Source organism: Bradyrhizobium sp. Ken01 (genome assembly GCF_055807355.1).
In genome coordinates, this window is the sequence record NZ_JBVVPC010000047.1 from 39825 (window position 1) to 59635 (window position 19811).

The 19811-nt window shown below is 64.8% G+C and carries 16 protein-coding genes; 7 read left to right on the forward strand and 9 right to left on the reverse strand.

The genetic code is table 11. From position 1 onward, the window contains the following. Positions 1-172 precede the first annotated feature (172 nt). The gene (locus AC0L3S_RS31895) at positions 173-1120 is read right to left on the reverse strand and encodes an alpha/beta fold hydrolase (RefSeq protein WP_018453339.1); all 948 of its coding nucleotides are present in this window, start codon (positions 1118-1120) and stop codon (positions 173-175) included. A 220-nt stretch (positions 1121-1340) separates the two neighbouring features. On the opposite strand from AC0L3S_RS31895, the gene AC0L3S_RS31900 reads away from it, so the two are divergent. After that, positions 1341-1802, forward strand: a complete 462-nt coding sequence (locus tag AC0L3S_RS31900) for an Hsp20 family protein (RefSeq protein WP_007597127.1) — start codon at positions 1341-1343, stop codon at positions 1800-1802. A gap of 315 nt (positions 1803-2117) precedes the next feature. Beyond that, positions 2118-2888: an alpha/beta fold hydrolase gene (locus tag AC0L3S_RS31905; protein WP_473283602.1), complete on the forward strand. Its 771-nt coding sequence runs from the start codon at positions 2118-2120 to the stop codon at positions 2886-2888. 240 nt (positions 2889-3128) lie between these two features. Here the strand turns inward: AC0L3S_RS31905 and AC0L3S_RS31910 are convergent, their stop codons facing one another. Next, entirely contained in the window at positions 3129-3887 is a 759-nt protein-coding gene (locus AC0L3S_RS31910) for a hypothetical protein (RefSeq protein ID WP_473283605.1), read from the reverse strand. A 492-nt stretch (positions 3888-4379) separates the two neighbouring features. On the opposite strand from AC0L3S_RS31910, the gene gltB reads away from it, so the two are divergent. Then, positions 4380-9113 carry a glutamate synthase large subunit gene (gltB, locus tag AC0L3S_RS31915; RefSeq protein ID WP_473283608.1) on the forward strand — a complete coding sequence of 1578 codons (4734 nt, stop codon included), beginning with the start codon at positions 4380-4382 and terminating at the stop codon, positions 9111-9113. A 142-nt stretch (positions 9114-9255) separates the two neighbouring features. Further along, entirely contained in the window at positions 9256-10707 is a 1452-nt protein-coding gene (locus AC0L3S_RS31920) for a glutamate synthase subunit beta (RefSeq protein WP_473283610.1), read from the forward strand. A gap of 160 nt (positions 10708-10867) precedes the next feature. Here the strand turns inward: AC0L3S_RS31920 and AC0L3S_RS31925 are convergent, their stop codons facing one another. After that, a complete protein-coding gene (locus AC0L3S_RS31925; protein ID WP_473283613.1) occupies positions 10868-11134 on the reverse strand; it encodes a hypothetical protein in 267 nt (88 codons plus the stop codon). 12 nt (positions 11135-11146) lie between these two features. After that, positions 11147-12928 carry an outer membrane beta-barrel protein gene (locus AC0L3S_RS31930; RefSeq protein ID WP_473283615.1) on the reverse strand — a complete coding sequence of 594 codons (1782 nt, stop codon included), beginning with the start codon at positions 12926-12928 and terminating at the stop codon, positions 11147-11149. Positions 12929-13119: 191 nt separating this feature from the next. On the opposite strand from AC0L3S_RS31930, the gene AC0L3S_RS31935 reads away from it, so the two are divergent. Next, a complete protein-coding gene (locus AC0L3S_RS31935) occupies positions 13120-14127 on the forward strand; it encodes a KpsF/GutQ family sugar-phosphate isomerase (protein ID WP_473263734.1) in 1008 nt (335 codons plus the stop codon). A gap of 101 nt (positions 14128-14228) precedes the next feature. Here the strand turns inward: AC0L3S_RS31935 and AC0L3S_RS31940 are convergent, their stop codons facing one another. Further along, positions 14229-14786: a carboxymuconolactone decarboxylase family protein gene (locus tag AC0L3S_RS31940; protein ID WP_473263735.1), complete on the reverse strand. Its 558-nt coding sequence runs from the start codon at positions 14784-14786 to the stop codon at positions 14229-14231. Between the two features lie 72 nt (positions 14787-14858). Between AC0L3S_RS31940 and AC0L3S_RS31945 the strand changes: the two genes are divergently transcribed. Continuing rightward, entirely contained in the window at positions 14859-15188 is a 330-nt protein-coding gene (locus AC0L3S_RS31945; RefSeq protein ID WP_473263736.1) for a winged helix-turn-helix transcriptional regulator, read from the forward strand. A gap of 163 nt (positions 15189-15351) precedes the next feature. Here AC0L3S_RS31945 and AC0L3S_RS31950 read toward each other — a convergent pair whose 3' ends face one another. The 4 genes from AC0L3S_RS31950 to hemH all read right to left on the reverse strand — a co-directional run bounded on the left by AC0L3S_RS31950 (position 15352) and on the right by hemH (position 19154). Further along, complete coding sequence (locus tag AC0L3S_RS31950; protein WP_473263737.1) at positions 15352-15798, reverse strand: NfeD family protein; 447 nt, start codon at positions 15796-15798, stop codon at positions 15352-15354. Positions 15799-15868: 70 nt separating this feature from the next. Then, positions 15869-16873, reverse strand: a complete 1005-nt coding sequence (locus AC0L3S_RS31955; RefSeq protein WP_473263738.1) for an SPFH domain-containing protein — start codon at positions 16871-16873, stop codon at positions 15869-15871. 240 nt (positions 16874-17113) lie between these two features. After that, entirely contained in the window at positions 17114-18091 is a 978-nt protein-coding gene (locus AC0L3S_RS31960) for an ABC transporter substrate-binding protein (RefSeq protein ID WP_473283618.1), read from the reverse strand. Between the two features lie 25 nt (positions 18092-18116). Next, positions 18117-19154: a ferrochelatase gene (gene hemH / locus AC0L3S_RS31965; RefSeq protein ID WP_473263740.1), complete on the reverse strand. Its 1038-nt coding sequence runs from the start codon at positions 19152-19154 to the stop codon at positions 18117-18119. A gap of 81 nt (positions 19155-19235) precedes the next feature. Here hemH and AC0L3S_RS31970 point away from each other — a divergent pair, with 81 nt between their 5' ends. Continuing rightward, complete coding sequence (locus AC0L3S_RS31970) at positions 19236-19634, forward strand: MAPEG family protein (RefSeq protein ID WP_473263741.1); 399 nt, start codon at positions 19236-19238, stop codon at positions 19632-19634. Positions 19635-19811: the final 177 nt, after the last annotated feature.

A 19811-nucleotide genomic window follows, 5' to 3' on the forward strand; every position in this document is an offset into this window, starting at 1 on the left:
GCCCACATCCTGAGGAGCCCGCACAAGCGGGCGTCTCCAAAGATAGCCGCGGGCGAGAGCCGGGCCTTCATGGTTCGAGACGCGCGTTCCGCGCTCCTCACCATGAGGGTCTTGCGAACTAAGCGAGGCGAGGGAGCGCACCTCGCGCGCAGCAGCCATTCACTTCAAATCCTCACTTGAACAGCGGCGTGCCCGGCACGAAGGCGTCGAAGGCTGCCCAGAATTGGGAGCGGTAGCGGTCCTGCTCCTGGAGAATCTCGTGCTTGGCGCCGGCGATCACGAGATGGGACCCGGCGCGCAAATGATAGGCGAACTCCTCGATCGCCGCGATCGAGACCACGGTGTCGCTGGAGGCCGCCAGCATCAGGATCGGCTGACGGATCTCGGACGGGTAGTTTTTGCCCTTGAAGGTGTTCATCGCGCGGAAGGCGGTATCGGCCCACGCAACCGTCGGTGACGCCAGCCCGAGGGTCGGATCCTCCTCCAGGATCGCGGCATTGCGCGCATAGCGCACGGGATCGCTGGTCAGCGGATTGTTGATGAAGGGATTGAGCCCGGTGATCTGGTCGCTGCCGCCGGGAACATAACGGCCGCCCATCCCCAACACGCGCATCGTCTTCAGCAGAGCCCGCGCCGGAAACGAGGTGGCGCGGCCGGGGAGGTCGATCATCGGCGCAGACAGCACCATGCGGTCGAACCAGCGCTTGCCCGCATGCGCCACCCGCAGCATCACCGTGCCGCCCATGGAGTGGGCGAGCGCAAAGAAGGGTGGCGGGCAATCCGGCAGCACCACCTGCTGCACGAAGGTCTCGACGTCGATCTCGAAATCCGCGAAGTCGCGGACATAGCCCTTGCGCGGATCGCGCAGGCGACGCGAGGAGTGGCCCTGCCCGCGCCAGTCGATCATCGCCACCGCAAAGCCGCGGTCACGCAAATCGCGCACGGTCTCGAAATATTTCTCGATCTGCTCGCTGCGTCCGGTGAAGACGCAGACGGTGCCCTTGCGGTTCGCCGGCGGCGCCCAGCGCGCAAAGCGCAGCTCGACGCCATCAGGGGTTTTGATGGTGCCGCTGACGACGTCTTCGGGAACGGGATTGGATGGTATCGAGACCAGCGTCATGATGGGGAGGGCTTGGGCACGAAGTGCTGCAAATCAGGGGGCGGGAGCGCCGAAAAGGCTAAGTATCCGCCCTCTTGAACGCCGTTCTCCTCAACCCATATCACCTTGGTGCAGGCCGCTACCAGTGTTTCGGAACCGGAACATCAGGCTGCACACAGACGAAAGCCCGGCCCGATTGGCGGGCGGGTTACTCAACAGTCGCTCAATGGAGGACTTGACCATGCGTACCTACGACCTCACCCCCTTCTACCGTTCCACCGTCGGCTTCGACCGCCTCTTCAACCTGCTCGACCAGGCCGGTTCGGACGGCAGCCCCGGTTATCCCCCCTACAATATCGAGCGCACCGGCGAGAACGACTACCGCATCACCGTTGCGGTCTCGGGCTTTGCCAAGGATGAGCTCTCCATCGTCGCGAAGGAAAACACGCTGACGATCAAGGGTGAGAAAGTCGCCAACGAGAACTCGAAGGCCGAAGTGCTGTACCGCGGCATCGCCGCGCGTGCCTTCGAGCGCGCCTTCCAGCTTGCCGACTTCGTGCAAGTGAAGAACGCCTCGCTCGAGAACGGGCTGCTTCACGTCGACCTCGTCCGTGAGATTCCCGAAGCGAAGAAGCCCCGCCAGATCGCGATCAACACCGGTGCGCAAGGCGCACAGGTGATCGAGAACTCGGTAGCCGCGTAAATCACGTCGGCCACTTCCAGGTTGCGAAAACGCCCCGGTGCCCCGGGGCGTTTTTTTGTTGGGCTCTCCTCGTCCCGGCGAGAGCCGGGGGAATCCTGCCGCGAGATCGATCAATCGTGCGCGGAAGAAATACCGAACGACGGATCTGCCATACCTTGCCAGAGGGATGGTCTCGGCCGTCGCCGGGACGTCATCGATTGCTGAACGGCCGTGCTGGACTGTTGCGCCGCATCACAGAGCGGTGAATTGGCGTAACGCCGTCGGCCCGCGCGTCGTCCTTTGGCTATCGAACCCAAAACAAGACGGAGAATGATCATGACTTTCTGGCGCAGCTTTTTCGTCGCCATGAGCCTGCTGGCGGCCCCGCTCACCCTTGCTCACGCGCAGACGCCGCAGACCGTGAAGGCCAAGAACGTCGTGCTGGTGCACGGCGCCTGGGCCGACGGCTCGAGCTGGTCGGAGGTGATCCCGATCCTCCAGGCCGCGGGCCTCAACGTGACTGCCGTGCAAAATCCGTTGTCGTCGCTTGCTGACTCCGTCGAGGCGACCAAGCGCGTGCTGGCCGAACAGGATGGTCCGACCGTGCTGGTCGCGCATTCCTGGGGCGGCACCGTGATCAGCCAGGTCGGCACCGACCCGAAGGTCAGCGGCCTCGTCTATGTCGCCGCACGTGCGCCCGATGCCAACGAGGATTTCGTCGCGCTGTCGAAGCAGTTTCCGGCGGGACCGGCACGCGCCGGCGTCGTCGAGCGCGACGGCTACACAAAACTCTCGGAAGACGCCTTCCTGAAGTATTTTGCCAATGGCGTGAAGCCGGAGCAGGCCAAGGAGCTCTACGCCGTGCAATGGCCGACCGCCGCCTCGATCTTCGCCGGTCGCACCACCGAGGCGGCATGGCACTCCAAGCCGAGCTGGTACGCGGTGTCGAAGAACGACTACACCATCAATCCCGATCTCGAACGCTTCCTCGCCAAGCGCATGAACGCAACCACGATCGAACTCGATGCAGGCCACCTCTCGCTGGTGTCGCATCCGAAGGAGGTGGCGAATTTGATCCTGGAAGCGGCGGGGTATGGCCGGAGCTGAGCGGCGGTTGCAGTGATGCAAAAGGCGCCTGAGTGCTCAGGCGCCTTTGCTTTGTTCCACTCTCTCCCCAACGTCGTCCTGGCGAAGGCCAGGACCCATTACCCCAGGGAAGAGTTTGGCGAAAATTCGGAGTTCGGTACTCCCGCGTCATTCAAATGATGCACCTCGCGGTATGGGTCCTGGCCTTCGCCAGGACGACACCGTTGGTGTGATGCGGGCCATCGCATCAAACGCCCGCGCTTAGTCCAGCCCCTGTGCCGCCGGCATCTCCTGCGTAGGCAGGATCGTCGCGGCAGGCTTGACCTGACCCACGGTTGGCGCGGCGGCTTGCGGTGCGACCTCAGCGGGCTTGGACGGCACGGCGGCCGCGGTCTGCGTCACAGGCTGTGCCTGCGGCGCCTGGGCCTGCGGCGTCGCAGGCTCGGCCGGCTTGGCGGCGACGACCGGGGCCTCACGCGGCGGAGCCGCCTTGGGCAGCGGCACGGAGCGGCTGGCGACATGCGGGATCGGGGCCGGTGGGCGGGGCGGGCCACTGCGGACCATGGTCGGCGGCGGCAGCGCGCTTTGCGGACGGTAAGGCGCAACCGTAGGCTGCTCGTAGCCCGGCGCCATGCCGTAGGCGTCGGCAGCCGGCATGAAGCGCAAGATCCTTCCGTCGCGGGCATCGATCACGAGCCGGCCGTCCTCCCCGCGGCGGTCGATCACTGCGATGGTGTAGACACCGCCGCGCAGGCGCGGGATGCCCAGTGGAGAGAAGCCATTTTCGCGCAGCACCGCGTAGACCTCGGTCGATGGCAGCAGCACCGGAGCCGGCCCGCGCTCTTCGTAGCCATAGCCATAGCCGTAGCGCGGCGGCGGCGGCGCGGCCTCCGGCGGCGCATAGGGTCCGTCGAAATCCGAGACTGCGATCATCGCCCCTCGTGCTGGAACCTGCGCTTGAGCCGCGGTCGCAGCCAGCGCCAGCGTGGCGGCGGCCACACATCCTGTGAAAAACTTCATGGTCGAGACGCTCCTGTCAGGCCCCCCGGATGGATCGCACTCTTTCGCTTCTTGTGGCGTGGCGCGTCTTCCAAAGGGTTGATCCGAAGCTTCATTGGGGATTCCGGCGTCGGCAGGGCCGGATCGGGGCGCGTTTGCTTCAAAACCGGGGCCGCGCAACTTTTGGAAAGCGATTGATTGATCCATGGGGAATCGGGACTTGCGCGCGCTTGTGTGATAGACAAAAATTTGGCAAGGTGACGGTTAGGACAGGAAGACTGTCTCAATTTTGCTTGCGGTTCCGGCATAGGGATTGCAACGAAATCGGTGCTTTCGAGCGCCAAGAAGGCAACAGGCAAAGCCGTTCTCGGGGACGAAGAACGCCTTGGCCTGAATTTAAGAAAATGCGGCTCGCGAGCGAACGAGCGGTGACCCAGAAGCGGGTGCCGCGGGACGCCCAAGGTGCGCCGAAGATGGCGGTGAGGCAGCTTGCCGCATGGAGAGGACGAGGACATGAACGGGTCGCAAGTCGAGCGCGGAAACATCGTGGCAGAGCAACTGTCGGCGACGGTCGCCTCGAAAACGGCCGATCCGATTCAGGAACACAATTCACGCCCGCCGGCCGTAGGCCTGTACGATCCGAGCCTGGAGAAGGATTCCTGCGGCGTCGGCTTCATCGCCAACATCAGGGGCCAGAAGTCGCACGAGATCGTCGCGGACGCGCTCAGCATCCTCTGCAACCTCGAGCACCGCGGCGCCGTCGGCGCCGACCCGCGCGCCGGTGACGGCGCCGGCATTCTGGTGCAGATCCCGCATGCTTTCTTCAGCCGCAAGGCGAAGGAGCTCGGCTTCGCGCTGCCCAATCCCGGCGAATACGCCATCGGCGCGCTGTTCATGCCGCGCGACACCGCCTGGCGCAACGTCATCAAGAGCATCATCGCCGACCAGATCAAGGAAGAGGGCCTGACACTGCTCGGCTGGCGCGACGTGCCGACCGACAATTCCTCGCTCGGCGTCACCGTTAAGCCGACCGAGCCCGCCTGCATGCAGGTGTTCATCGGCCGCAACGGCACCGCCAAGACCGAGGACGATTTCGAACGCCGGCTCTACATCCTGCGCAAGTCGATCTCGCAGGCGATCTATCAGCGCCGCGACCGCGGCCTCGCCGGCTATTATCCCTGCTCGATGTCCTGCCGTACCGTAATTTACAAGGGCATGTTCCTCGCCGACCAGCTCGGCAAGTACTATCCCGATCTGCACGAAAAGGACTTCGAGAGCGCGCTCGCGCTCGTTCACCAGCGCTTCTCGACCAACACCTTCCCGGCGTGGTCGCTGGCGCATCCCTACCGCATGATCGCGCATAACGGCGAGATCAACACGCTGCGCGGCAACGTCAACTGGATGGCGGCGCGCCAGGCCTCGGTGAGCTCCGAGCTGTACGGCAAGGACATCAACCGGCTCTGGCCGATCTCCTACGAAGGCCAGTCGGACACCGCCTGCTTCGACAACGCGCTCGAATTCCTGGTGCAGGGCGGCTACTCGCTGCCCCACGCCGTCATGATGATGATTCCGGAGGCGTGGGCCGGCAATCCCTTGATGGATGAGAAGCGCCGCGCCTTCTACGAATATCATGCAGCCCTGATGGAGCCGTGGGACGGCCCCGCCGCGATCGCCTTCACCGACGGCCGCCAGATCGGTGCCACGCTCGATCGCAACGGCCTGCGGCCCGCGCGCTATCTCGTCACCAAGGACGACCGCATCGTGATGGCGTCCGAGATGGGCGTGCTGACGATTCCCGAGGACCAGATCATCACCAAGTGGCGCCTGCAGCCCGGTAAGATGCTGCTGGTCGATCTCGAGCAGGGCCGCCTGATCCCCGACGACGAGATCAAGGCCGAGCTCGCCAGAAGCCATCCCTACACCGAGTGGCTGGAGCGGACCCAGATCGTGCTGGAAGAGCTGCCGAAGGTGCCGACCACCGGCGTGCGCTCCAACCTGTCGCTGCTCGATCGCCAGCAGGCGTTCGGCTACAGCCAGGAAGACATCACCATTCTGATGACGCCGATGGCCTCCACCGGCGAGGAAGCCGCAGGCTCGATGGGCAACGACACGCCGATCTCGGCGCTGTCGGCCAAGGCCAAGCCGCTGTTCACCTACTTCAAGCAGAACTTTGCGCAGGTCACCAATCCGCCGATCGACCCGATCCGCGAGGAGCTGGTGATGAGCCTCGTCTCCATCATCGGACCGCGGCCGAACCTGTTCGACCTGCAAGGCCTTGCCACTACCAAGCGCCTCGAAGCGCGCCAGCCGATCCTGACCGACGCGGACCTCGAAAAGATCCGCTCGATCTCCGAGGTCGCCGAGTCGCACTTCAAGTCGCGCACGCTGGACACCACCTTCCACGCCGGCCTCGGCGCGGCCGGCATGGACCAGGTGCTGGACGAGCTCTGCGCGCGCGCCGAGAGCGCGGTGCGCGAAGGCGTCAACATCATCATCCTGTCCGACCGCATGGTCGGCACCGACCGGGTTCCGATCCCGTCGCTGCTGGCCTGCGCCGCCGTGCATCATCATCTGATCCGTACCGGATTGCGCACGTCTGTCGGCCTCGTCGTCGAATCCGGCGAGCCGCGCGAAGTGCATCACTTCGCCTGTCTGGCCGGTTACGGCGCGGAAGCGATCAATCCGTATCTGGCGTTCGAAACCATCATCGCGATGAAGGACCGCCTGCCCGGTTCGCTCGATGACTACGAGATCGTCAAGCGCTACATCAAGTCGATCGGCAAGGGCCTGCTCAAGGTGATGTCCAAGATGGGCATCTCGACCTACCAGTCCTATTGCGGCGCGCAGATCTTTGACGCCATCGGCCTGAAGGCGGAATTCGTCGGCAAGTTCTTCGCCGGCACGCACACCCGCGTCGAGGGCGTCGGTCTTGGCGAGATTGCCGAAGAGGCGGTGCGCCGTCATGCCGACGCGTTCGGCGATGCGCTCGTCTACAAGACCTCGCTCGATGTCGGCGGCGAATATGCCTATCGCAGCCGCGGCGAGGACCATGCATGGACCGCCGAGTCGGTGGGGCTGCTCCAGCACGCCGCCCGCGGCAATTCGCTGGAACGCTACCGCGCTTTCGCGAAGATCCTCAACGAGCAGTCGGAGCGTCTCCTGACGCTGCGCGGCCTGTTCCGGATCAAGAACGCAGACGAAGAGAAGCGCAAGCCTGTCGCCCTCGACCAGGTCGAGCCGGCCAAGGACATCGTCAAGCGTTTCGCCACCGGCGCGATGAGCTTCGGCTCGATCTCGCGTGAGGCGCACACCACGCTCGCGATCGCCATGAACCGGATCGGCGGCAAGTCGAACACCGGCGAAGGCGGCGAGGAAGCCGACCGCTTCAAGCCGATGCCGAACGGCGACAGCATGCGCTCGGCGATCAAGCAGGTCGCCTCGGGCCGCTTCGGCGTCACCACGGAGTATCTCGTCAACTCCGACATGATGCAGATCAAGATGGCGCAGGGCGCAAAGCCCGGCGAAGGCGGCCAATTGCCCGGCCACAAGGTCGACGCCACCATCGCCAAGGTCCGGCATTCGACGCCTGGCGTCGGCCTGATCTCGCCGCCGCCGCACCACGACATCTACTCGATCGAGGATCTGGCGCAGCTCATCTACGACCTCAAGAACGTCAATCCGGACGGCGCGGTCTCGGTCAAGCTCGTCTCGGAGATCGGCGTCGGCACGGTCGCCGCGGGCGTCGCCAAGGCGCGCGCCGACCATGTCACCATCGCGGGCTTCGAGGGCGGCACCGGCGCTTCGCCGCTGACCTCGATCAAGCACGCGGGGTCACCGTGGGAGATCGGCCTCGCCGAAACCCACCAGACGCTGGTGCGCGAGCGGCTGCGCAGCCGTATCGTGGTCCAGGTCGACGGCGGCTTCCGCACCGGCCGCGACGTCGTGATCGGCGCGCTGCTCGGCGCCGACGAGTTCGGCTTTGCCACCGCGCCGCTAATCGCGGCCGGCTGCATCATGATGCGCAAGTGCCATCTCAACACCTGCCCGGTCGGCGTCGCGACCCAGGACCCCGTCCTGCGCAAGCGCTTCACCGGCCAGCCCGAGCATGTGATCAACTACTTCTTCTTCGTCGCCGAGGAGGTCCGCGAGCTCATGGCCTCGCTCGGCTTCCGCAGCTTCAACGAGATGATCGGCCAGGTGCAGCTGCTCGACCAGACCAAGCTGGTCGCGCACTGGAAGGCCAAGGGCCTCGACTTCTCCAAGCTCTTCGTCAAGCAGAAGGAAGAGAAGGGCCAGAAGATCTATCACTCCGAGCGCCAGAACCATCATCTGGAAGCGGTGCTCGATCGCACGCTGATCGAGCAGGCGACGCCTGCGCTCGACCGCGGTGCGCCGGTGAAGATCGAGGCCAAGATCAACAGCACGAACCGCTCCGCGGGCGCGATGCTGTCGGGTGCGGTCGCCAAGATCTACGGCCATGCCGGCCTGCCGCATGAGACCATCCATGTCAGCCTCAAGGGCACCGCGGGCCAGGCCTTCGGCGCCTGGCTGGCGCAAGGCGTCACCTTCGAGCTCGAAGGCGAAGCCAACGACTATGTCGGCAAGGGCCTCTCGGGCGGCAAGATCATCGTCAAGCCGCCGGCCAACAGCGGCATCGTGCCGGAAGAGAGCATCATCGTCGGCAACACCGTGATGTACGGCGCCATTCAAGGCGAGTGCTACTTCCGCGGCATCGCCGGCGAGCGCTTTGCCGTGCGCAATTCCGGCGCCGTGGCGGTGGTCGAGGGCGCCGGCGACCATTGCTGCGAATACATGACCGGCGGCATCGTGGTCGTGCTCGGCAAGACCGGACGCAACTTCGCGGCCGGCATGTCCGGCGGCATCGCCTATGTGCTGGACGAGACCGGCGACTTCGACAGGCTGTGCAACATGGCGATGGTCGAACTCGAGCCGGTGCTGTCGGAGGAGCTGATCAACGCCGGCACCTATCACCACTCCGGTGACCTCGAGGCGCACGGCCGGGTCGACGTGTTCAAGGACCTGCTCGCCTCCGACGTCGAGCGGCTCCACGTCCTGATCACGCGCCATGCGAAAGCGACCGGCTCCAGGCGTGCCGCCGACATCCTGACCAACTGGAAGGACTGGCTGCCCAAATTCCGCAAGGTGATGCCGGTCGAATACCGGCGCGCGCTGCGCGAGATGGCCGCCAACGCGGACGCCGAGCCGAAAATCGCGATCGGGGCCTGAGCATCACACCCCGTCATTGCGAGCGCAGCGAAGCAATCCAGACTTTCTACTCGGAAGCAGACTGGATTGCTTCGTCGCAAGAGCTCCTCGCAATGACGGTGAGGAAACAACAAACGATTAGACGGCAGGGACTTCGGGTTTAATGGGCAAGATCACGGGTTTTCTCGAAATCGAACGGCATGACCGCAAGTACACCCCGGTCGCCGAGCGCGTGAAGCATTTCCACGAGTTCGTCGTCCCCCTCTCCGAGAAGGAAACGCGCGACCAGGCCGCGCGCTGCATGAACTGCGGCATTCCCTATTGCCACGGCACCGGCTCGGTCTCGCCAGGCACGCCCGGCTGCCCGGTCAACAACCAGATCCCGGACTGGAACGACCTCGTCTATCAGGGCAACTGGGAAGAAGCCTCACGCAATCTGCACTCGACCAACAATTTCCCGGAGTTCACGGGACGCATCTGCCCGGCGCCGTGCGAAGCATCCTGCACGCTCAATATCGACGACAACCCCGTCACCATCAAGACCATCGAATGCGCGATCGTGGACCGCGCCTGGGACAATGGCTGGCTGAAGCCCGAGATTGCCGCCCACAAGACCGGCAAGAAGGTCGCGGTGATCGGCTCGGGTCCGGCCGGCATGGCCTGCGCGCAGCAGCTCGCACGCGCCGGCCACGACGTACATCTGTTCGAGAAGTTCGCCAAGGCCGGCGGCCTGCTGCGTTACGGCATCCCCGATTTCAAGATGGAGAAGGGCGTCATCGACCGCCGCGTCAAGCAGATGGAAGGCGAAGGCGTCACCTTCCACTACAACAGCCATGTCGGCGGCGACGGCAATGTCGATCCGCGCGAGATGCTCAACGAGTACGACGCCGTGGCGCTGACCGGCGGCGCCGAAGCCCCGCGCGACCTGCCGATCCCCGGCCGCGACCTCGCCGGCATCCACTACGCCATGGACTTCCTGCCGCAGCAGAACCGGCGCGTGTCCAATGAGCCGTTGAACGGCGTCCAGGAGATTCTCGCCGCCGGCAAGCATGTCGTCGTCATCGGCGGCGGCGACACCGGATCCGACTGCATCGGCACCTCGCTCCGCCAGGGCGCGCTCTCCGTGACCCAGCTCGAGATCATGCCCGCTCCGCCGGAGCACGAGAACAAGGGCCTGACCTGGCCGAACTGGCCGCTGAAGATGCGGACGTCGTCGAGCCAGGCCGAAGGCGCGGTCCGCGAGTTCGCCGTGCTGACGCAGAAGTTCACGGGCGAGAACGGCAAGGTCAAGAAGCTGCATTGCGTGCGCGTCGACGACAAGTTCAAGCCGATCGCCGGCACCGAGTTCGAGCTCGATGCCGACCTCGTCCTGCTCGCGATGGGCTTCGTCCATCCCGTGCACGAGGGCCTGCTCAAGATGCTCTCGGTCGAGCTCGACCCCCGCGGCAACGTCAAGGCCAACACGCTCGACTACCAGACCTCGCGCCCGAACGTGTTCACCGCCGGCGACATGCGCCGCGGCCAATCGCTGGTAGTCTGGGCCATCCGCGAGGGCCGGCTGTGTGCCAGGTCGATTGATACGTTCCTGATGGGGAAGACGGATCTGCCGCGGTAGGCGCTAGCTCCGCCGCCAGATTTGCAGACGGTGTCATCGCCCGCGAAAGCGGACGATCCAGTATCCCAGAGACATTTGTTATCGACCGAGCGGCCGCGGCGTACTGGATGCCCCGGTCAAGCCGGGGCATGACAGCGGAGTGAGCGGCAGCGAGCAGACTTCAGTCAAGGACGTGCGGAAAGTGCCGTGCGTCCCACTCGTCAAGTCGGAACAGCACCTTACCGTATTCGAGAAGCTTGTCGCTCGGTCGATAGGGACGCGTCGAAACCTCAACGTCCGATGCTACTTCACTTGGCATCAAGTTAAAGTGCTCGTTGGTCTCACTCAGGGCCAGCAGTTCCTTGACTAAAAGGTCTCGGCCTTCGGGATTAAGCCATAGCTCGAATTCACCGGCCGAATTGATGTCTAAAGTAATTCGAGGTGCCATAGTGGCTTCTCCTCAATTCTGCAGCCTCACCCCGACCATCACCACCGTGCCCTGCGAGCTTGACCCCGGTTGGTTCGAATCCAGGATGTCGTGGCGGAGCGTGCCCTTGATCCAGATGTTGCGGTTGAGCTTGTAGATCAAATTGCTTTCGAACGAGTAGGTCTTGTCATTGCGATTCTGGCCCTGGTAGTCGTAGGTGCCGTAGGTGAATTTGCCCACTGCCGTAAGCCAGCGGCGGAAGTCGTGATCGACTTCGATCCCGTAGGTATGCACCAGCACGCCGGAGGAGCCGGGGATGGTGGTCTCGGCGATCTGCGTGTCGGTGGCGAATTTCACCGTGGTGAGGCCGCTTGCGTTCCAGATCAGCGAGCCCGAGGTCAGGAAGCCCGCGAGCTGGCTCAGGCGCGGGTCGACATAGTTGCGCGCGGAATAGCCGACCGAGACCTCGCCGGTGAGGATGCGCGAGAATTCAAAGGACGTGCCGACCTTGGCGTAGCCGCCGTTCGAATCGCGGAAGAAGCCGTTGCGGTCGGCGGCCTGGTCGTGGACGCGGGTGTCGCCCTGGATCTCGACGAACGGCTTCAGGCCCGGCTTCAGCTCGTAGGAGAAGCGCCCCACGCCGCCATACTGGTTGAAGTCGCGGTCATCGTTGCTGAAGGTCGAGCCGTCGGTGAGTTTTGAGTTGGTGTAGGCGGTGCGATCCGCGGTGGCGCCGGCCGCGACCTGGAAGCGGTTGAAGGTCTGGTCGAAGCCGACGGTCGTGCCATAGGTCGCGTAAACAGGATATTTCTGCAGGCCGGCCTGCACGTTCGGGCTGCCGGGATTATCGGTGGCGAGCCGCAGGCGCAGCTGCGTGGTCAGCTTGAGATCGCGATTGACGTCGATGCGGCCGTCGACATGGCCGTTGAAGTCGGGGCGGTCGACCTCGACCGGCGAGGGCGAGGCAAAGCCGTCGATCGTCGCCGGCATGTTGTTGGTGTAGCCCGAGAACGAGCCGCGCAGATCCGCGACCAGCGCGTGGCGCTCCCAATCGGACACCACGAGCAGGTCGGGCGCGACGACATAGGCCGGCGAGCCGACCGGCTTGTTCAAACGCGCCGGGTTGGTGTCGTAGCCGGTGGAGAGCTCAAGCCCGCCCTTGATCAGGAAGCTGCCGGCATAGTCGCCGACCGCGCCGAACGCATCCTCGTCGAGCTTGAGGCGGCGGCGCAGCGGCTGGCCGGGGACGTTGCCGGCCAGCGCCGGCGGCACCGGCGTCTTGTGCGCGGTCTCGGACGGCGGCGGCGCGATGCGCGGCGGGCCGAGCGTCCGCTCAGGCGTCGCCGGGGGCACTGGCGAGCCGGGGCCGACCGGGCGCTTCGGCTTCGGTTGTCCGGGATAGAGCTTCGGCTGCTGTCGCTTGCGGTTGAGTGAATCGTAGCCGGAGGCGCTGGCGCCATTGGCAGCGGGCAGGCCGTAGATCGGGACCTGATTGGTCGGGTTTGGGTTGGTCGGGTTTTGGCTGTTCGGGTTCTGGCCTGGGCGCGCCGGCGTCTGCTGGCGCTTGCGCAAATCGGCGTTGGGGTCGGGCAGCGTCGGCAGTGCATCCGACGGTGCCTGCGGCACGCCCGCGGTGCGGCGCGTCGGCAGCGTGTCGGGCGAGGCGAAGCCACCGCGGTTGGGACTGAACAGGTCTGGGGTGAGGCTCTGGGCGGCCACGGGGGCGCTTCCGAGGACCGTCAGCGCAAAGCACGGCAAAGCCGCGCGCAGGAAATGCGCGCGCTTGCTCCGGCTCGTGCCTGGAGACGACCCCACGATGGAAGAACTCCAACGAAATCAAACACTTTCGCGATTGCCCCCACCGATCGACGGGAACCATCGTTAATGGAGTTAAAACAATTATGGTTAACGACCGGTTGAGGGTTGGGGCGCCCTCGTCGCCTCGAAGGCCGTGGCGTGCTAAGCAGGCGCCAACGGGCGAACACCCCTCCTCCCTGGACCAGAACATGCCGAGTTCGAAACCGCTGATGACCCAATCATCCGGCCCCATTCCCGACAGCGTCGAATCCGCACTCCGCACGCTGGAAACCGAGAGCGGCGGTATCAATGCGCTCGCCGTCGCCCTGCGCGGCCCGCTTGGCGCGAGCTTCGCCCAGGCGGTCGATCTGATCCGCAACGCGAAGGGCCGCGTCATCGTCACCGGGCTCGGCAAATCGGGCCATATGGGGCGCAAGATCGCGGCAACGCTGGCCTCGACCGGCACGCCCGCCTTCTTCGTGCACACCGCCGAAGCCGCCCATGGCGACCTCGGCATGATCACCACCGACGACGTCATCATGGCGCTGTCCTGGTCCGGCGAGCAGCCGGAGATGAAGACACTGGTGAACTATTCCGCCCGGTTCGCCATCCCGATGATCGCGGTGACGTCAAACGCGGCATCCTCGCTGGGACAAGCGGCCGACATCGTGATCGAGTTGCCGAAAGCGCGCGAGGCCTGCCCGCACAATCTGGCGCCGACCACCTCGACGTTGATGCAGGCTGCGATCGGCGATGCGCTCGCGATCGCCCTGCTCGAAGGCCGCGGCTTCACCGCGCTGGAGTTCGCGCACTTCCACCCGGGCGGCAAGCTCGGCGCCATGCTGAAATTCGTCCGCGACTACATGCGCACCGGCGCGGAGATCCCCCTCAAGCCGCTCGGCACCAAGATGTCGGACGCGGTGATGGAGATGTCGGCCAAGGGCCTCGGCTGCGTCTGCATCGTCAACGATGCAGCCGAGGCTGTCGGCATCATCACCGACGGCGATTTGCGCCGCCACATGCGGCCGGACCTGCTGACAGCGTCGGTCGATGACGTCATGACCAGGCAGCCGAAGACCGTGCCGCCCTCGATGCTGGCCACCGAGATGATCGAGGTGCTCAACACCCGCAAGATCACGACACTGGTCGTGACCGAGGCGGACAAGGTGGTGGGTATCGTGCACCTGCACGATCTGCTGCGGGCGGGCGTGGCGTAGCGCGTCCCTTTCTCTTTCGTCATTGCGAGCGCAGCGAAGCAATCCAGACTGCCTCCGCGGAAAGATTCTGGATTGCTTCGCTACGCTCGCAATGACGGCGGTTAGAGCGGCGCAGGAAATCTTGCCGCCGTCTCCTCCAGCGGCAACCGCAACCCGTTCGCCAGATACGACACCGTGCGGTAGAAGCCGCACAGCAACATGATCTCCAGGATCTGCGCCTCGTCGTAATGCGCCGACAGCGCGGCGAATTCGGCGTCGTCAAGCGACGCACGGTGATGCAGCGCGTCAACGGCGGCGATCAGCGCCTGCTCGGCCGGGGACCAGCACGGCGACGTCGCATCGCCCTGCATGGTGGCACGCACCTCCGGCTCACTCAGTCCCGCCGGCGCGGCAAAGATCGCGACGTGCACGCCCCATTCATATTCGCATTTGTTCAGCGCGCAGGTGCGGTCAATGACGATCTCGCGCTGGCGCAACGAGAGCGGGCCGGGATCGAGCAGGCCGCCGGCGCGAAACTTGTCCCAGGCGCGGGTGTGGCCCGCCATCACCTGGAACAGCAGCAACGGCGGCGCACCGCGCATGATGCGGTCGAACTGCGCCTGGATCTCCGGGGGATAAGGCGGGGTAAGCGGGGCAATGCGCGGTGTGGCCTGGGACATCAGCCGTCTCTCTTGCTACATTTGTTGTAGCGATACGCTACACTATTTGTAGCGACACGCAAGAGGGCGACGATGGCGAAACAGACCTCCTCCAGATCGCGCAGCGTCCGTGGCTCGCGCTCCGGGCGACCGATCATGGCGCTGCTCGACATCCTGGGGCGACGCTGGAGCCTGCGAATCCTGTGGGAGCTGCGCGATGCCCACCTCACCTCGCGCGCATTGCGCACCGCCTGCGACGAGGCCTCGCCGACGGTGCTGCAGGCGCGGCTGGACGATTTGCGCGAGGCCGGATTCGTGGAGCTGGGCGAAGCCGGCGGTTACGGGCTGACGGCGCTCGGGCGGGAATTGTGCGAGACGTTCATGCCGCTGCACCAGCTTGCGGAGCGGTGGAAGAAGGGTTGAGACTGCTGTTCTCCCTCTCCCCGTTCTTACGGGGAGAGGGTTGGGGTGAGGGGCTGCTCCGCAAACAAGGTGAGAGACGGACTCGCCGAGACTCCCCCTCACCCGGATTGCATCTTCGATGCAATCCGACCTCTCCCCGCAAGCGGGGCGAGGTACGATAAGACTACGCCGCCGCCACTGTCAGATTCGCACCGTCCACTTGCACCACCTTCACACGCGTGCCCGCCGGCGTATCGGGGCCCGCGATGCGCCAGACCGTGTCGCCGATACGCATGGTGCCGTTGCCGTCGACGATCGGCTTCTCCAGCGTGAACTCGCGGCCGAGCAGCGCATCCGCGCGCTTGTTGAGGAAGGGGCTGGCGGCAATTGCATCCGGCTTCGGCCGGGCGAGCCGGCGCCATACCGGCACGGCGGCGACGGCGAAGATCGCGAACATCACGAGCTGGATCTGCCAGGATATCGCTGCTCCGAACGAGATCAGGCCGACCAGCAACGCGGCGAGCCCGAGCCAGAACAGGAAGATTCCCGGCGCCAGCACCTCCAGCGCCATCAGGACGAAGCCGAAGATCAGCCAGTTCCAGGTGCCGAGCGATACGAACATGTCGGTCATGACACGACCTCTTTGAAATGGCGCATGCCCTTGTCGGAAAACCGGTGTCCACTTTTCCGGGGCATGCGCTTTACCCCTGCCGCGGCGGCACCGCCGGCGGCGTGCTGCCGGTGGTCGTCGGCACCGAACCGCGACGAGCGGCGGCAGCGGCGGATGCCGCACTCTCGCCGAACGTCGCCTTCGCAATCTCGCCGATGCCGGCGAGCGAGCCCAGCATGCTCATCGCTTCAACCGGAAGCATGATGACCTTCTGGTTCGGCGACTCAGCGAGCTGCCCGAACGCCTTGATATATTTGTCCGCGATAAAATAATTCAGGGCCGCGACGTCGCCCTTGGCGATGGCTTCACTGACCATCTGCGTCGCCTTGGCCTCGGCTTCCGCAGACCGCTCGCGTGCTTCGGCGTCGCGGAAGGCGGCCTCGCGGCGACCTTCCGCCTGGAGGATCTGGCCCTGCTTGGCACCCTCGGCGCGCAGGATCTCGGACTGGCGTGCACCTTCAGCCTGAAGGATGTCGGCGCGTTTGACGCGCTCGGCCTTCATCTGTCGGCCCATGGCTTCGACGAGGTCTGCCGGCGGCACGATGTCCTTGATCTCGATACGATTGACCTTCAGGCCCCAGGGTGAGACGGCGGCATCGACCACACGCAGCAGGCGCTCGTTGATTTCGTCACGGTGCGACAACACCTGGTCGAGATCCATCGAACCCATCACCGAACGGATGTTGGTCATGGTCAGCACCGTGACGGCTTGGGTCAGGTTGGAGACCTCGTAGCTCGCCTTGGCGGCGTCGAACACCTGAAAGAAGGCGACGCCGTCGACCGTCACGGTGGCGTTGTCCTTGGTGATCACCTCCTGCTCGGGAATGTCGATCACCTGCTCCATCATGTTGATCTTGCGCCCGACGCGATCGAAATAGGGCACGATCAGATTGAGCCCGGGGCTCAGCGTCTGGGTGTATTTGCCGAACCGCTCGATGGTCCAATCATAGCCCTGCGGCACCGTCTTTACGCCGGCCACCAGCGTGACGATGACGAGCAAAACCAGGACAATCGCGAAAATGTCGAAACCGCTCATATTTCCTCCAAGGCGGAAAGGATTGTCGGGAAAAGGCCTTTTCCGCGCTGTCATTGGTCGGGATCACGACCCTACCGGTTCAGCGGTCGCGATTCACGTCGGTATCAGCACGATTCTGCACAAGACGCGCTTGGAGGGAACGGCCATGATATGTATTTCCGAAAGGCTCTTGAAACGTGCGGGCGCAAACCTAGCGGCGAAAGTTAACGAATCCGGACATGTCGTCCGTCACAGCCGAATTCATTCGATGACTTCGTTCGCGATTGCGAGCAAGCCCGGCGGAAGCGTGACGCCAAGCGCCTTGGCCGCCTTGAGGTTGACCGTGAGCTCGAACTTGGTGGGGTTCTGCACCGGCAGGTCGGCAGGCCGCGCGCCCTTCAGGACGCGATCGATATAGCCTGCGGCGCGGCGGAGCTGCTCGGCGCTGTCGGTGCTATAGGACATCAGCCCGCCGTCCTCGACGAAACTGCGGCTCCAGAACACCGCGGGCACGTGCGCCTCGGCAATCGCCGCGAGCAGATGGGCGCGGTTGGCCATGGTGAAGAAGTCCGGCAGGATCAGGAAGCCGCCGTCTTTGCGCGACACCAGCGCCGCGATCGTGTCTGCGTCATGGACGGGCGTGGGCTCGACCATCACATGAAGCGTCCGCGCAGCGTCCTCGATCGTACGCAGCATCAAGGGCGCGAACGGCGCGGTGGCGGGATTGTAGACCACGAACACACGGGACGGTCTTGGCGTGACCTGCGTCAGCATCTCCAGCCATTTGCCGGCCAGCGGGCCGTCGTAATCGGTGAAGCCGGTGATATTGCCCCCGGGATGGGCGAGATTCTGGACAAAGCCCTGGCTGACCGGATCGGTGACGACGGCGAAAACGATCGGGATCGTCGTCGTGCGCCGGCGCAGCTCCTCGACCGAGGGCGTGCCGACCGCAAGCAGGATGTCGGGCTTGAGCGCCACGAGTTCGTCGGCGAGTTGCGCGATGCGCGCACGGTCGCCGCCGCCGTTACGCCAATCGATCTCAAGGCTGCCGTGCTCCTTCCAGCCCTGCCCGGCAAGCGCCTCGACCAGGACCGCGCTACGCGTCAGCCCGATCGCGTCGTCCGCCGCAGTGACCGAGAGTACGCCGAGCCGGCGCGTCGCATTCGGTTGCTGCGCCAGCACCGAGGCCGGCAGCGCCGCGGTCACCGCAAGAAGCGCCAGAACCTCGCGGCGCTTCATGGGGCGCTCCTCGGATCCAGGCTCACTAGATCCAGCCCTGGAGCTCGCGCAGCACCAGCGTTCGGATCACATCCATGCCGGGGGCGCTGTCGTTGAGGCAGGGGATCGCGGAAAACTGCTCGCCGCCATTGTGCTCGAAGATCTCGGCATTCTCCTGCGCGATCTCCTCCAGCGTCTCGAGGCAGTCGGCGGAAAAACCCGGCGTGATCACCGCGATACGACGCACGCCCTCTTTCGCCAGACGCTCCATGGTCTTATCGGTGTAGGGCTGCAGCCACTCGTCGAATCCGAAGCGCGACTGGAAGGTCAGCAGCAGCTTTGTCTCGTCCATGCCGAGCCGGCGCCGCAGCGCCTCCGTGGTCGCGACGCATTGGCTCTGATACGGGTCGCCCTTGTCGACATAGGCCTTCGGCATGCCGTGGAAGGAGGCGACGATCAGCTCCGGCGTGAACGGCAGGCTCGCCAGATGCGTCTCGAGCGAGGAGGCGAGCGCCTCGATGTAGGCTTCGTCCTCGTAATAAGGCGGCGTCACCCGCAGCGTCGGCTGCGCACGCAGCCGCGCAAGCACGCGAAACACCTCGTCGCAGACGGTGGCCGACGTCGCGGCGGAATATTGCGGATAGAGCGGTACGGCAAGGATGCGGTCGCAGCCCTTCGCAATCAGTGCATCGACGCCCGACTTGATCGAGGGATTACCGTAGCGCATCGCCCATTCCACCGTGACCTGCTCGCGGTCCGACAGCATGGCTCCGAGCTTGTCGCTCTGCGAGCGCGTGATGGTCTTGAGCGGCGACTCGTTCTTCTCGGTGTTCCAGATCTTGAGATAGTCGCGCGCCTTGGCGCGGGGGCGGGTGCGCAGGATGATGCCGTTCAGCACCGCCTTCCAGATCAAGCCCTGATCCTCGATGACGCGGGCGTCCGAGAGGAACTCCTTCAGATACACCCGCACGCCGCGCGCGTCGGCGGTATCGGGCGTGCCGAGATTGACCAGGAGTACGCCGACGCGCGGCTGGCCGGACTGGGGCAGCGGCTTCGTGGTTTTGAGAGGGGCCAGGATTGTCATGCCTCGTTGGGTCGCGCGTTGCCCCGAGCTTGTCAAGATCAGGCCGGTTTCGCTAGGGTCGCACCGAGGCGGGGAGGAAAGATGACACTCGCGGAATGGTGCGTCTTCGGAGCATTGCTGCTCTATTTGGTGACGATCGTCTCGGTCAAATGGATCAGGTTTCGCGGCTTCGACAATTCGCGGCCGCGCGACCCCGCTTTCTTCGAGGACGCCATCGCGCAGCGCGCGCTCGGCGCGCACCAGAACGGCATCGAGACCTTTCCGTTCTTCGCCTTTGCGGTGCTGCTGGCCGAATACAGGGATTCGCCGCAGCGCCTGATCGACGAGCTCGCGGTGCTGTTCCTGATCGTACGGATCGCCTATGTGCTGACCTATCTCGGCAACCGCCCGACGCTGCGCTCCATCCTCTGGAGCATCGGCTTTGCGATCAATCTCGGGATCTTCTTCATGCCGGCCTTGAAGCGGTTTCTGCCGGTGTGATTCTTTTTCTTCCTTCTCCCCTTGTGGGAGAAGGTGGCGCGAAGCGCCGGATGAGGGGTTCTATCCGCGAACGCAGCTGCAAGAGGATCGCTCGCGGAGACAACCCCTTGTATCTGCACGGCCAGCATTTGTGCGATGGAAGTGACTTAGCGCCTTGGCCGGTGGCCACCGGCCAAG